The organism is Streptomyces sp. NPDC054796 (assembly GCF_053611545.1).
In genome coordinates this window covers 13,824-26,939 of sequence record NZ_JBSHAO010000052.1, presented here as the reverse complement: position 1 = coordinate 26,939, position 13,116 = coordinate 13,824, and the positions used below count along the sequence as shown (strand labels likewise).

At 72.5% G+C, this 13,116-nt stretch carries 11 protein-coding genes; 5 read left to right on the top strand and 6 right to left on the bottom strand.

Translation table 11 applies throughout. The annotated features are described in order from the left end of the window. The first annotated feature begins 398 nt into the window (after positions 1 to 398). From ACWGJ2_RS31920 to ACWGJ2_RS31910, 3 genes are read left to right on the top strand one after another with little or no spacing between them, the layout of a single operon-like run. The gene (locus ACWGJ2_RS31920; protein ID WP_453349782.1) at positions 399 to 1,511 is read left to right on the top strand and encodes a SagB family peptide dehydrogenase; all 1,113 of its coding nucleotides are present in this window, start codon (positions 399 to 401) and stop codon (positions 1,509 to 1,511) included. After that, positions 1,508 to 2,395 carry an alanine racemase gene (locus ACWGJ2_RS31915; RefSeq protein ID WP_453349781.1) on the top strand — a complete coding sequence of 296 codons (888 nt, stop codon included), beginning with the start codon at positions 1,508 to 1,510 and terminating at the stop codon, positions 2,393 to 2,395. Before ACWGJ2_RS31920 ends, ACWGJ2_RS31915 begins: the two co-directional genes overlap by 4 nt. 20 nt (positions 2,396 to 2,415) lie before the next feature. Next, the gene (locus tag ACWGJ2_RS31910) at positions 2,416 to 3,690 is read left to right on the top strand and encodes an MFS transporter (protein ID WP_453349780.1); all 1,275 of its coding nucleotides are present in this window, start codon (positions 2,416 to 2,418) and stop codon (positions 3,688 to 3,690) included. A gap of 11 nt (positions 3,691 to 3,701) precedes the next feature. Here ACWGJ2_RS31910 and ACWGJ2_RS31905 read toward each other — a convergent pair whose 3' ends face one another. From ACWGJ2_RS31905 to ACWGJ2_RS31885, 5 genes are all read right to left on the bottom strand, one after another. Beyond that, complete coding sequence (locus ACWGJ2_RS31905) at positions 3,702 to 4,673, bottom strand: VOC family protein (protein ID WP_453349779.1); 972 nt, start codon at positions 4,671 to 4,673, stop codon at positions 3,702 to 3,704. A 10-nt stretch (positions 4,674 to 4,683) separates the two neighbouring features. Continuing rightward, entirely contained in the window at positions 4,684 to 5,751 is a 1,068-nt protein-coding gene (locus ACWGJ2_RS31900; protein ID WP_453349778.1) for an amidohydrolase family protein, read from the bottom strand. Continuing rightward, positions 5,748 to 6,881, bottom strand: a complete 1,134-nt coding sequence (locus ACWGJ2_RS31895; RefSeq protein ID WP_453349777.1) for an FAD-dependent oxidoreductase — start codon at positions 6,879 to 6,881, stop codon at positions 5,748 to 5,750. The genes ACWGJ2_RS31900 and ACWGJ2_RS31895 overlap by 4 nt, the downstream gene beginning before the upstream one ends. A gap of 146 nt (positions 6,882 to 7,027) precedes the next feature. Continuing rightward, a complete protein-coding gene (locus ACWGJ2_RS31890) occupies positions 7,028 to 8,023 on the bottom strand; it encodes a cyclase family protein (RefSeq protein ID WP_453349776.1) in 996 nt (331 codons plus the stop codon). Further along, on the bottom strand, positions 8,020 to 9,042 hold the full coding sequence (locus tag ACWGJ2_RS31885; RefSeq protein ID WP_453349812.1) for a fumarylacetoacetate hydrolase family protein: 1,023 nt from the start codon (positions 9,040 to 9,042) through the stop codon (positions 8,020 to 8,022). The genes ACWGJ2_RS31890 and ACWGJ2_RS31885 overlap by 4 nt, the downstream gene beginning before the upstream one ends. A 145-nt stretch (positions 9,043 to 9,187) precedes the next feature. Here ACWGJ2_RS31885 and ACWGJ2_RS31880 point away from each other — a divergent pair, with 145 nt between their 5' ends. Next, entirely contained in the window at positions 9,188 to 10,099 is a 912-nt protein-coding gene (locus tag ACWGJ2_RS31880; RefSeq protein ID WP_453349775.1) for a LysR family transcriptional regulator, read from the top strand. 46 nt (positions 10,100 to 10,145) lie between these two features. Here the strand turns inward: ACWGJ2_RS31880 and ACWGJ2_RS31875 are convergent, their stop codons facing one another. Further along, on the bottom strand, positions 10,146 to 10,610 hold the full coding sequence (locus tag ACWGJ2_RS31875; protein WP_453349774.1) for a DUF6336 family protein: 465 nt from the start codon (positions 10,608 to 10,610) through the stop codon (positions 10,146 to 10,148). A gap of 349 nt (positions 10,611 to 10,959) precedes the next feature. On the opposite strand from ACWGJ2_RS31875, the gene ACWGJ2_RS31870 reads away from it, so the two are divergent. Further along, positions 10,960 to 13,083 carry a catalase gene (locus ACWGJ2_RS31870; RefSeq protein ID WP_453349773.1) on the top strand — a complete coding sequence of 708 codons (2,124 nt, stop codon included), beginning with the start codon at positions 10,960 to 10,962 and terminating at the stop codon, positions 13,081 to 13,083. Positions 13,084 to 13,116: the final 33 nt, after the last annotated feature.

Genomic DNA, 13,116 nt, shown 5'->3' with positions numbered 1-13,116 from the left:
ACGGAGATGAATAGTGGCGGAGAACCGTTCCCCTGGAATACACGGAACGGAACGTTCAGTGAGCAATCCGGAATCCCGCATCCCAACTCCCACAAGGGGCGACGGAGGATTCGTGATCCGGGAAATACCGTCGAGTTCCACTCTTGAGGCGCTGGTTGAAACGTGTTTAGACTGCTGCATATATGCACCCGGCGATTCACGCACACCTTCCGAGGGAGTGAGTATGCAGAACACGGAAACGCAGGACACCGCTTTTGAGGTCCTGGTCGAGGACGAGTACGAGACGCCGCAGTACTGCAAGATGCCGGTCTGCGCGGCCTGACTCGGCCGTCCTGTGCCACCGTTCGTCGCCCGATGCCACGCGTCGGGCGACGGGCCGTTCATCAGAGGGGGATCTGATGCGGCTGCGCGTCTCGCGCATGGTCGTCTTCCTGTGCCGGAACGGGCAGCTCGTCTGCGACGACCCCGTCCGCCACCGCCAGTTCGCCCTGCGCCCCGCGGTCTGGAGCCTGCTGCCCCGCTACGCGGAGTGGGCCGAGCCGCGCGAGGAGGACGCCTCGCTGGTCGAGCAGTTGCGGCAGGCCGGGCTGCTGGTCGAGGAGGGCTCGCCCGAGCACCGGCGCGAGGAGGAGCTGGGGCCCTGGGGCTCCTGGGGGAGCGCGGCGACGTACTTCCACCTGGCCTCCCGCACGCTCGACGACGACCACTTCGTCTCGGCCGCCGACGACACCGCGCGGCTGCGGGAGAAGCACGGAAGCGAACCGGAGCCCGGCCCGTTCAAGCGGTACGCGGCCGATCCCGTCCCGCTGCCCGAGCCCGTGCCCCTGCCGATGGAGCTGACGGAGACGATGCGCCGGCGCCGCACGACCCGGCGCTTCGCCCCCGGCGAGCCCGTGGGGCTGGCCCAGTTGAGCACCGCGCTGCACTGGGCCGGAGGCGTCCAGCACCGGTGGGACGTGCCGGGGTTCGGCCCCGCGGTGCTCAAGGCGAACCCCTCCGGAGGATCGCGCCACCCGATCGAGATCTACCCCGTCGTGCGCGACGTGGCGGGCCTGCGCCCCGGCATCTACCACTACGCAGCCGACGTCCACGCCCTGGAACCCCTCCCTGCCCGCGCCCCCGACGACGCGGAGATCCTGCACTGGTGCGGCGATCAGAGCTTCGTCGCCTGCGCCGGTGTCCTCTTCCTGTACGCGGCGGTCCTGGAGCGCTCGGCCTGGAAGTACCCGACGGGCAGGACGTACCGCGCCCTGTTCGCCGACCTCGGACACGTGAGCCAGACCGCCTATCTGGCGGGCGCCGCGCTGGGGCTCGGGGTGTTCTTCACGGCCGCGACGCGGGACGAGACGGTGGAGCGGGCACTCGGCCTGGACTGGCGCGCCGAGATCCCGCTCGGCCTCAACGGCTTCGGGGTGCCGCACCCGGAGGAGGCCGAGCGGCAGGCGGACATGCTCGTCGGCGGCGCGCCCGGGTTCTCCTACCCGCACGACGCGTGGGACGGGCTGGGATGAGCCGGGTCCATGTGGACGCCGGGCAGGTACGCGGGAACATCGCCGCCTTCCACGCCCGCGCCCGCGTTCCCGTACGCGCCCACGTCAAGGGCCACCGCACCCTGGAGATCGCGCGGATGCAGCGCGAGGCGGGCGCCCGCGGGATCGCGGTGACCCGCGCAGCGCTGGCCCGGCGCTATCTCGCGGCGGGCTGCGAGGACATCGTCGTCGCGTGGCCCTGGCGCGATCCGGAGGTGCTGGCCGCGTTCGTGGCGCTGGCTCCGGACTGCGCGCTGTCGGTGCACGTCGAGGACGTGGAGACCGTCGGCGTCCTCGGCCGCCTGGCGCGCCGCCACGGTGTGTCCGTCGGGGTCCGCCTGCCGGTGGAGGAGGGCACGGACGTGCACGCGCTCGCGCGGGCCGTGGACGCGACACCGGGGCTGACGCTGGACGGAATCGTCGGCTATCTCGACCTCCGGTCGCCCGAGGAGGCCGCGCACTGCTCCGCCTCGGCACGCGGGCTGGCCCTCGGCCTGGTCGGGACGGCCGAGCGACTGCGCGCCGACGGCCATGCCTGCCCCGTGGTGGCGCTCGGCGGCACCCCCTGCGTGGACGCCGCCGTCCCCGGCGTCACCGAACTGGGAGCGGGCGCCTACGCGTTGGGCGACGCGGGACTTGTGGCGCTGGGGGTGTACGCGCCGGAGGACATCGCCGTCAGCGTCGATCCCACGGGAGCCGGGCTGATGGACGACGGCGGCCAGCCGTGGCAGCCGCGCCCGTGGACACGCCGGCCCGACGGCCGTCTGGTGCCCACCCACATCTGCCCCCTGCTGCGGCGCGTCCCCGAGCTGCACACCGGCACGGGCGGAACCTGGCGCGTGCTGCCGCAGGAGAATCCGCGATGATCGAGTGACCAGGTGATCGGGTGACCAGGAAGCTGACGGGAAAGTTCGACGTCCTGCGGGTCCGTGACTTCCGCTGGTTCTTCCTCGGCACCCTCGCCTCGGTGATCGGCGACTTCATGGCCCCCGTGGCGCTCGCGTTCGCCGTGCTGGACACGGGCGGAGCCGAGGACCTGGGCGTGGTGCTCGCGGCGCGGGTCCTGCCGCTCGTCGCGTTCATGCTGCTGGGCGGCGTGATCGCGGACCGGCTCCCGCGCCGGACGGTGATGCTCTGGTCCGACGTGGTGCGCGCGGCGAGCCAGGGCGCGCTGGCCGCGCTGCTGCTGGCGGGTTCGGCGCAGATCTGGCACCTGGTCCTGCTCCAGGTGGTGCACGGCACCGCTTCGGCACTCTTCATGCCCGCGACCACGGGACTCGTCCAGCAGACCGCGCCCGCCGCGCGGCTCCAGGAGGCCAACTCCCTGTGCAGCCTGGCCCGTGCCTCGGGGAACGTGGTGGGCCCCGCGCTGGCCGGGGTGCTCGTGGCCGTCGCGGGCACGGGCTGGGCCATCGCCGTCGACGCGGCGACCTTCGCCGTCAGCGCGCTGTGCCTCGGGCTGCTGCCGAAGGGGGCCGTTCCCGCCAGGCTGTCCGCGCGCACCATGACGTCCGATCTCCGCGAGGGGTGGCGGGAGTTCACCCTGCGCAGATGGGTGTGGACGCTCGTGCTGACGGCCTCGCTGGCCAACGGGCTCCAGGCCGCCTACACGGTGCTGGGCCCCGTCGTCGCGGAGGACCGGCTCGGCGGAGCCGTGGCCTGGGGGCTGGTCGTGTCGGCCTTCGGCGCGGGCGCCTGCGCGGGCGGGCTGGTCACCCTGTGGCTGCGCACCCGCTTCCCGCTCCGCTCGGCACTGGTCGCCGACTGCCTCTGCTCAGCGCCGGTCCTGGCGCTGGCCCTGCGGCTGCCCACGCCCGCACTGGCGGCCGCGGCCTTCCTCGGCGGGTGCGGGCTGATGGTCTTCAACACACTGTGGGAGACCACTCTCCAGAGCCATGTCCCCGCCGATCGCCTCTCCCGCGTCAGCGCGTACGAGTGGCTGGGTTCCATGGCGTGCCAGCCGCTGGGCATGCTGATCGTCCCGCTCGTCGCCGTCGGCGTGGGGCACGGCCCTGTGCTGTGGACGTGCGGGCTGCTCATGCTGGGCATGTCGCTGTCCCTGATGCTGGTGCGCGACATCCGAACGCTGCCCTCCGCCGTCCCGGCCGTCCCCACCGGGGCGCGGGCCCGGCAGCCCGCACCCCGGCCCCGCACCCGCTGAGCCCCGCGCACTCACACGGGCGGCGCCACGAAACACCCCCGGTCCGGGTCGTTGAAGGACTCCTTGGCGACCAGTTCGTTCATGGGGTTGGCGGTGCCCCACTGGTCGGTGACCTCGGGCTGCGAGAAGTCGTAGACGTGGGGGTGCCAGGTGTCCTCGTCCAGTTCCTCCAGCTCCGTCGTGTACTCGACGGTGTTGCCGTGCGGATCGAGGAAGTAGGTGAACGTGTTGTCGCCCGCCATGTGCCGCCCGGGCCCCCAGATCTTGCGGTGGCCCGCGCGCATGACGCGCCCGGAACCGCGCATGTACTCCTCGATACCGCGCATCTCGAAGGACACATGGTGCAGCGCCGTGTGCGGGCCCCGCGCGAGGGCCATCGAGTGGTGCTTGCTGCTGATCCGCATGAAGTGCATGACCTCGCCCATGTGCGGCGAGCTGAGCGTGTCGGAGAGGGCGAAGCCCAGGTGGCGCTCGTACCACTCCCGGGTCCGGTTCAGGTCAGGGGAGTTGAGGACGACGTGCGACAGCCGCACCGGGATGGCCTCGCGCTCCTCGATCCGGCGGTGCTCGCGCGCCGCGACGTCCGCCGTGACCTCGATGGTGCGCCCGTCGACGTCGAAGAAGCGGAAGCCGTAGCCGCCGCCGGGGGTGTCCACGGCGCCGGGCCTGGTGATGAGCTGGACGCCTCCGGCGAGCAGCCGCTCGGCGAGGGTGTCGACGTCGGCCGGGGTGGCGGCGCCGTAGGAGACGAGGTCGAGGCGCTTCTCGTCGGCCTTGCGCAGCCGTACGACGTACTGCTCGGGGGAGCCCTCGGCCGCCAGGAAGGAGATGCCGGAGTCCTCGGCCACCTGGGTCAGGCCCCAGACGCCGGAGTAGAAGTCGAGCTGCTTGTCGTAGTCGGGCACGGCGAGGTCGACGTGCCGCAGATGGGTGAGCAGGCGGCCTGTGCGCGTGGGCATGGCGTCGGTCAAGGCGTCGGTCATGGTGTCCTCCTCAGCGAAGGTGGAGCAGGTCGGCGGCGTTGGCGCCGCGTACGGCGTGGAAGTCCGCGTCGGGCAGCCGGGCGGCCCGCAGCGTGGCGAGGGGGTCCTCGGTGCCCATGTCGAAGGGGAAGTCGGAGCCGAGCAGCACCCGCTCCGGGCCCGCCGCGCGCACCAGTGCGCGCAGCACGTCGGGGTCGTGGACGAGCGAGTCGAAGTACAGCCGCTTCAGATAGCCGCTCGGCGGGTGGGCGCAGCCACGTGTGTCGGTACGGGCCCGCCACGCGTGGTCGGAGCGGCCGATGTGCGTGGGCAGATAGCCGCCGCCGTGCGCGGCGAGGACCCTGAGCCCGGGGTGCCGGTCGAGGACCCCGGAGAAGATGAGATGGGAGAGCGCGACGGCGTTCTCGGTGGGCTGGCCCACCGTGTTGGACAGGTACCAGCGGTCGAGACGTGCGTCGAGGGTGCAGCCGAAGGGGTGCAGGAAGACCACGGCGCCGGTCTCCTCGGCCCGCGCCCAGAAGCCGTCGAGACGCGGGTCGGACAGCTCCACCTCCCGGCCCTCCGCTCCCTGGGCGCCCCCGTGGCCTGGCGCGTGTGAGGAGATCTCCACTCCGGCCAGCCCCGCCTCCAGCGCGTGGTCGAGCAACGGCACCGCGAGTGCCGGGTGCTGGAGCGGTACGAGCCCGAGACCGCGCAGCCGTCCGGGTGCCCTGGCGCAGTGGGCTGCCGTGCCCTCGTTGGCCAACTGACAGACTCGCTCGGCCAGTTCGGGACCGGCCCAGTAGTGGTAGTGGGACGGTGAGGGCGAGACGAGCTGCACGTCGACGTGTGCGCTGTCCATGGCGGCGAGCCGCGCGCCGACGTCGGTGAGCAGCGGGACGCGCGCGCCGACCATCGGGCCGCTCACGGCCAGCGCCTCGGGCCCGTTGCGCCGCGCGTCCAGCTCACGGGCCGCCGCCAGCCCCGGCTCTCCCGCGACGGCCTCCTCCACCTCGGGCAGCAGGAGATGCGCGTGGACGTCGACGGTCGGCGCCGCCGTGTGCGCGGGCGGTGGCGCGGTCACGGACGAAGCGGTCATGGGCGCTCCTTCAGCACGGTCATGGTGCGGCCGATCAGCCCGGGCAGGTCCGCGTCGCGTACGCCGTCGAGCAGCCACTGCCCGATCTGCACCGACGCTTCGACGACGGGACGCACCCGCGGCATCCGGCGCGCGCGGTAGTCGGTCAGCAGCCGCTCGTCCCACGTGTCCCGTGTGGTGAGCAGCTCGGCCAGGACGAGGGAGTCCTCCAGGGACATGGCGGCCCCCTGTGCCAGCGTCGGCGGGCAGCAGTGCGCCGCGTCCCCGGCGAGGACGACCCGGCCTCGGTGCCAGGGGCCCTCCACCAAGTGACGGTCGAACCAGGTGTAGTTGACCTGATCCGGGTCGGTGATCGACGCGCGTATCTCGTTCCACGCGCCGCCGTACCCCTGGGCGAGGCGGCGCATCTCGTCCGCGTACGAGGCGGGGTCGAGCGTGGCGCGGTCGCGGTTGCGCTCCACGAGGAAGGCGTAGACGGTGTCGGGCCCCGTCGGGGAGTAGCCGGCGATGAAGCACGGCCCGCCGTACGTCAGATCGGAGCGCTCGACGCCGCGCGGGCGCGGGGCCGGGGTGCGCCAGATCGCCATGCCGGTGGGGACCGGGCGCTCCTCGACGCCGATCGCCGCCCTGGTACGGGAGTTGACCCCGTCGGCGGCGACCACCAGGCCGTAGGTGTCCTCTGTGCCGTCGGAGAAGGACACACGCACGCTGTCGGCGTCCTGCTCGAAGGCGGTCACGGTGGTGCCGAGCCGTACCCGGGCCCCCGAGGCCCGTACGGCGTCGATGAGGAGCCGCTGGAGCTGCGGGCGGCGCATGCCGACCGTGGAGGGCAGGTCGTCGCCGCCCGTGCGGGCGTCCTCCTGGACGTGCAGGACGGTGCCGTCGGGAGCGGTGATGCCGAGGGTGTCGTAGGCGAAGCCCTGCTCCCGCACCCCCTCCCAGACGCCGATCTCGCGCAGCACACGCAGGGCGTTGCCCTGGAGGGTGATGCCGGACCCGGCGGTGGCGTTCCAGTCGTCCTTGGCCTCGACGAGATCGACGGTGATGCCAGCGCTGCGCAGCAGGACGGTGAGACCATTGCCCGCGGTCCCTCCGCCGACGACCAGGACGCGGCGTGCGGCGTGGCTCATAGGGGTTCTCTCCTCATGGGGCTCTCCTCCGGGTGGGGCCGCGCGTGCGGTGCGCACGGCCGGTGGTGTGTACCGGCCGGTGGTGTGTGGGGCCGGGGGTGTGCGTCGGCCGGTGTGCGGCGCCGTCAACTCGACGGCAGCCGCGCCTACTTGACGGCGACCGGGTTGACGGGGGAGCCGACGGCCCCCGTGACGGGCAGCGGTGCGGCGGTGAGCCAGAAGTCGTGGACGCCGTCGGCCGCGCAGTCCTCGGCGAGCCCGTCGAGGTCCCACATCTCGCCCAGCGTCAGACCGATGTGCGGGATGGCCACCTGGTGCAGCGGCTGGAAGGCGTGCTCGAACTCGTTGGGCCGCACCTCGAACCCCCAGGTGTCGGTGGCGACGGCGGCGATCTCGGTGCCGTGCAGCCAGCCGGCCGTGGTGAAGGAGAGGCCCGGCGCGGGGCCGCCCGCGTAGTCGCCCCAGCCCTCGCGCCGGACACGCGCGAGCTGGCCCGTGCGGACGAGGACGAGGTCGCCGCGGCCGACGCTCACCCCGTGTGCGTCGGCCGTCGCCGCCAGGTGCTCCTCGGTGACGGCGAAGCCGTCCGGCAGCTCGCCGTCCGTGCCCACGACACGTCCCACATCCAGTAGCACGCCGCGCCCCGCGATGTGCGGGGCCATGTGCTCGATGCCGGTGACCAGATCGCCCTCGGAGGTGACGACCTCCTCGGCCCGGCGCCCGTTCCACGCCTTTCCGTGGTCGAAGATGTGGCCGAGGCCGTCCCACTGGGTGGAGCACTGGAGCGGCATCGCGATCACGTCGTCGGCGCCGCCCATGCCGTGCGGGAAGCCCTGGTTGCCGAGGGCCGCGTCGGTGCCGGTGTCGGTCATCGTGTGCACCGGGTTGGTGCGCCGCCGCCAGCCCTTCTGCGGGCCGTTCGTGTCGAAACGCTGCGCCAGCGAGAAGCTCACCCCGCGCCGTACCAGCGCCGCGCCCTCGCGCCGCTTGGCCGCGTCCAGGAAGTTGAGGGTGCCCAGGACGTCGTCCTCGCCCCAGCGCCCCCAGTTGGAGCACGCCGCGGCGGCCTCGGCTATCGCGCCCTCGGGGTCACGGGGGTCGGGACGTCCGGGGCTCACACGTCCGCTCACATGTCCGCTCACGCGTCCTCCCCGACACAGCGGGTGCGCTGCGTGCCGAGCCCGGTGACCGTGCCCTCCATGACGTCGCCGTCCCGCAGCAGCCGCCCCCAGTGCATGCCGTTGCCCGCCGGACTGCCCGTCAGCACCAGGTCTCCCGGGAGCAGTCGGGCGCGGTCCGAGATGTAGGAGACGAGGCGGGCGACGCCGAAGAGCATGTCCTCCGTCGACTCGTCCTGCATGGTCTCGCCGTTGAGCCTCAGCGTCACCTGGAGGCTGCCCGGATCGCCGACGTGCGCCGCCGGCACCAGCCACGGGCCGAGCGGTGTGAAGCCCGGTGCGTTCTTGGAGGCGAGCCAGTCGGAGCCGATCGCGGGCATGTCGCGCCGGAAGACCGTCGCCCGGTCGGTCAGGTCGTTGGCGATGGTGTACCCGGCCACATGCTCCAGCGCCTTCTCGCGCGGCACACGGTAGGCGGGACGCGAGACGACCACGGCCAGCTCCAGTTCCCAGTCCGGCTGCGCGGCCTCCCTCGGCAGGACCACGTCGTCGTAGGGCCCGGTCAGGGCGCTGGGCAGCCCGGTGAAGACGTACGGCAGGTCCTCGGCGGCGCGACGGTCCATCTGCCCGGCGATCTCGGCGCGCGCCTCCTCGGCGGTGCGCGGATCGTCCGCGGGCCGGTGCGCGGCCTCCAGATCGATGACGTGCTGCCGGTAGTTGGCGCCCGACTGGAAGATCTGCCGGGGCTCGACGGGCGCGTGCACCCGCAGCCCGTCCAGCGGCAGCCAGCCGTCACCTGACGGGTCGGCGGCGAGGGCGCCGAGGCGCGGCAGCGTCGAGTCCCAGCGCTCCAGCAGGCCGCGGACGGTCAGCCCCGGCGCGTCCAGCGCGGTCCGCAGGCCGAGCGCGCGCCCTTCGGGGGTCACCAGCGCTGGAAAGGGGCCGTCGGCCGCGGTGCCGGCCGCGTCGTCGGCGGCCGAGAGTGTGGCGAGAGCGAAGGGCCCGTCGAAGAGGGGCTGATCGCTAACGGATGTCACGTGGATGTCCTCCCGATGTCGAGAGGTCCAATCTGGCCCCGCGCGGCATGATCCGGGAAATCGATCCCCTGGATATGGTTCATCCAGACGGTAAATCACCGCTGGTGAGAGCGGTGGCGCAGGGTGCAAAAGCCGCAGAGGGAGAACGGACATGAATCTCGCGAGCCTCGACCTCAACCTCGTCGTGGCGCTCCGCGCCCTGTTGGAGGAGCGCAACGTCACCTACGCGGGACAGCGCGTCGGACTGAGCCAGCCCGCCATGAGCGCCGCGCTGGCCAGACTGCGGCGCCACTTCGGGGACGAACTGCTGGCGCGCTCCGGGGGCCAGTACGAGCTGACGGCCCTGGGCCAGGTGCTCTTGGACCGCACCGCCACCGTGTGCGACCTCCTGGACCGGCTCTTCACCAGCCGGGCCGACTTCGACCCGGGCACCGAGGAGCACACGTTCACGCTCATCGCGTCGGACTACGCCGTCGCCGTCTTCGGTGCGGAACTCGCCCGCACGCTCCACCACGAGGCGCCGCAGGTCCACCTCAGCTTCCGGCAGACCTCGCTGGACATCGTCGAGAACACGGGGTCGCTGCTGAGCGGCGTGGACGGGCTGCTCATGCCGCACGGCATCATCAGCGACTTCCCCGCGACCGATCTGCACGCGGACCGCTGGGTGTTCCTGGTCTCCGCCGACAACGAAGAGGTCGGCGAGGAACTGCGCGCCGAGGACCTCGTACGCCTTCCCTGGGTGACGTACCAGCGCACCTACGACGCGCCCGCCGTACGGCAGCTCGGCATGCTCGGCATCGAGCCCCGCGTGGACGTGTCCGTCGACAGCTTCCAGACCCTCCCGCACCTGGTGGCGGGCACCCGCCGGATCGCGCTGGTGCAGGAGCGCCTGGCGAGGCGACTGAGCGGTGTCGCCCCGGTGCGCGTCATGGAGTGCCCCTACGAGGCGGTTCCGCTGCGTGAGGCGCTGTGGTGGCACCCCGTCCACACGCACGACGCCGCGCACATCTGGCTGCGCGAGACGGCGGTGCGGGTGGCGGAGAGACTGGGCGGGGTGGGGTGACGTGTGGGTGCGGGGTGCGGAGGCGGGCCCGGAGACCTCTACGGGCTCAACTCCCGTACAGCCAGGAGCCGTACGCCGCCGCGTCGACGAGGTGGTAGAGGCCGAGGGCGCACGGGAAGAGCACCAGGGCCAGCACACCGGCACGCACGAGGGCCGGAGCCATGATCGTGACGGCCTCGTACTGGCCGGTGATGGTGCGCATGTCGCGCCAGCGCCGGATGTCGCCCCCGCAGGCCGTCCAGAAGAAGATCCCGAAGACGATCCCCACCCCGGCGAAGACCATGGCGAACCCCGCCACCACGGCGAGGAACGTCTCGCGGTCGTGGTGATCGGTCACGAAGAACACGCTCACCGCGAGCGGTACGACAGCGGCCACCCCCTGCACCGCACCACGCACCACCACCTCCCGGAAGCGCAGCCGCGGCAGACGCACCCCGTCCTCGTCCTTGACCACCTGGGGCGTGGCCGCACCAGGCGAGGGACGGCCCCCGTTTCGTTGCGTACGCGTCATGAGCGGCACGCTATCCCAGGGCATCCGAGGGCAGCCCGAGCACCCTCTTCCGGTGCACCGCGACACCACCCGACGGGAACGGCGTGGCCGCTCACCTGGCCGTACGCCACGCACCCCGCACCGTACCGACGCCCGGACGAACCCATGGTTTCGCGCGCCGCGCCCCGGGCTACTCCTCGTAGGCACCGAATCCCCTCACCGGACAGGATGGCCAGTGGACAACGAGCGGCAAGACCCGAACGAGGAACCGCGGATCCCGGGACGCCCGAGCCACGAGCCCCCTCAGTCGGCGGAACCCACGCACCCCCGCGAGCCACTGGGCCCCAAACAGGACCAGGACGGGCCCGGGATGTACTCACCGACCGGCGCGCCCGTCGACGCCGAGCAGTCCGTACGGGCGCAGCGCGGCCCCTTCCTCACCACCGCCCAGGGGCTGCGGCTGCCGGACACCGACCACTCGCTCAAGGCGGGGGAGCGCGGCCCCGTACTCCTCCAGGACCACCATCTGCGCGAGAAGATCACCCACTTCGACCACGAACGGATCCCGGAGCGGGTGGTGCACGCGCGGGGCGCGGCGGCGCACGGGGTGTTCCGCGGCTACGGGACGGCGGCCACGGTGACCAGGGCCGGATTCCTGGCCGAGGATGTCGAGACCCCGGTGTTCGTCCGCTTCTCCACCGTCCTGGGCTCGCGCGGCTCGGCCGACACGGTGCGGGACACACGGGGCTTCGCGACCAAGTTCTACACCGCTGAGGGCACCTTCGACCTGGTCGGCAACAACATCCCGGTCTTCTTCGTCCAGGACGCGGTCAAGTTCCCCGACATCATCCACGCGGGCAAGCCGCACCCGGACCGGGAGATCCCCCAGGCGCAGAGCGCGCACGACACGTTCTGGGACTTCGTCTCCCTGCACACCGAGGCCACCCACCACACACTGTGGAACATGTCCGACCGTGGCATCCCGCGCTCCTACCGGATGATGGAGGGCTTCGGCGTCCACACTTTCCGGCTGGTCGACGCCGAAGGCGGCACCACCCTGGTGAAGTTCCACTGGAAGCCGAAGGCCGGTGTGCACTCGCTGCTGTGGGAGGAGGCACAGCTCATCAACGGGGTCGATCCCGACTTCCACCGCAGGGACCTGGCCGACGCCATCGAGGCGGGCGCCTTCCCCGAGTGGGAACTGGGCATCCAGACCTTCCCCGACACCCCTGAGCAGACCTTCGAGGGGATCGACCTGCTCGACCCGACGAAGATCGTGCCCGAGGAACTGGCCCCCGTGCGGCCGGTCGGGCTGATGACGCTCAACGCCAACCCGTCCAACTACTTCGCCGAGACGGAACAGGTGGCCTTCCACCCCGGCCACCTCGTCCCCGGCATCGAGGTCACCGACGACCCGCTGCTGGCCGGGCGCCTCTTCTCGTACCTGGACACCCAGATCAGCCGGCTGGGCGGCCCCAACTTCGCCCAGCTCCCCGTCAACCGGACGCACGCACCGGTCAACGACATGCTGCGCGACGGCATGCACCAGACCGCCGTGCACGCGGGGGTGGCCCCCTACCACCCCAACTCCCTCGACGGCGGATGCCCCTTCCTGGCGGGAGCGGCGGAGGGCGGATACGTCGAGGTCCCCGTGCCTGTGCCCGCGGCGGCCAAGGTCCGGGAGGCGCCCGCCTCGTTCGCCGACCACACCAGCCAGCCCCGGCAGTTCTGGCTCAGCCTCACCCCCGTGGAACGCGAGCACGTCATCGCCGCCTACACCTTCGAGCTGAGCAAGTGCTACGAGAACGTCGTCAAGGAGCGGGTCCTGCGCACCCTGGCCGACATCGACCCCGAACTGTGCGCGCAGGTGGCCACCGGCCTGGGACTGCCGGTGCCCGACCCGTCGGGGCCGCTGCCCAGCATGGTGCCGAGCCCGGCGCTCTCCCAGCTCGGCAGGACCTGGCCGACGACGGGGCGTGTCATCGGCATCGTCGCGGACGAGAACAGCGACCTGGCCGGCGTACGGGCACTGCGCAGGTCGGTTCTCGACGGCGGCATGGTCCCGCTGGTCGTCGCGGCGACGGGCGGGCACCTCGGCGGCGGGAGAGGCAGTGGCGCACGCGGCGGCGAACCCGTCACCGTGCAGCGCACGTTCGCCAACGCCCGCTCCGTCGAGTTCGACGCCCTCGTGGTGGCGGGCGCCCCCGCGCGGGGCGACGACGCCTACGGCGCCCGCGACGCGAAGGCCGGGCAGGACACCTCCGAGGTGACGGACCCGCGCGTGCTGCTCCTGCTGTCCGAGGCGTACCGGCACGCCAAGGCGCTCGGCGGCTGGGGCGGCGCGGCCGAGGTGCTGGAGGCCGCGGGCGCTCCCGCGCGGGCGCCCGGTGTCGTCGTCGGCGACGATCCGGGGGCCGTGCTGGAGCGGGTCGTGGAGCTTCTGGCGCACCACCGCGTTTGGGAACGCTTCCCCGCGGCCAGGGCCGCCGCGTAACGCGAGAGCGCATAACGCGAGGGCGCGTCACGC

Bases quoted from the DNA above. Each gene is read 5' to 3' on its own strand.
- ACWGJ2_RS31905 (WP_453349779.1), bottom strand. From the start codon at position 4,673: ATGACCGACGCCTTGACCGACGCCATGCCCACGCGCACAGGCCGCCTG.
- ACWGJ2_RS31875 (WP_453349774.1), bottom strand. From the start codon at position 10,610: ATGACGCGTACGCAACGAAACGGGGGCCGTCCCTCGCCTGGTGCGGCC.
- ACWGJ2_RS31920 (WP_453349782.1), top strand. From the start codon at position 399: ATGCGGCTGCGCGTCTCGCGCATGGTCGTCTTCCTGTGCCGGAACGGG.
- ACWGJ2_RS31880 (WP_453349775.1), top strand. From the start codon at position 9,188: ATGAATCTCGCGAGCCTCGACCTCAACCTCGTCGTGGCGCTCCGCGCC.
- ACWGJ2_RS31895 (WP_453349777.1), bottom strand. From the start codon at position 6,881: ATGAGCCACGCCGCACGCCGCGTCCTGGTCGTCGGCGGAGGGACCGCG.
- ACWGJ2_RS31915 (WP_453349781.1), top strand. From the start codon at position 1,508: ATGAGCCGGGTCCATGTGGACGCCGGGCAGGTACGCGGGAACATCGCC.
- ACWGJ2_RS31870 (WP_453349773.1), top strand. From the start codon at position 10,960: ATGTACTCACCGACCGGCGCGCCCGTCGACGCCGAGCAGTCCGTACGG.
- ACWGJ2_RS31900 (WP_453349778.1), bottom strand. From the start codon at position 5,751: ATGACCGCTTCGTCCGTGACCGCGCCACCGCCCGCGCACACGGCGGCG.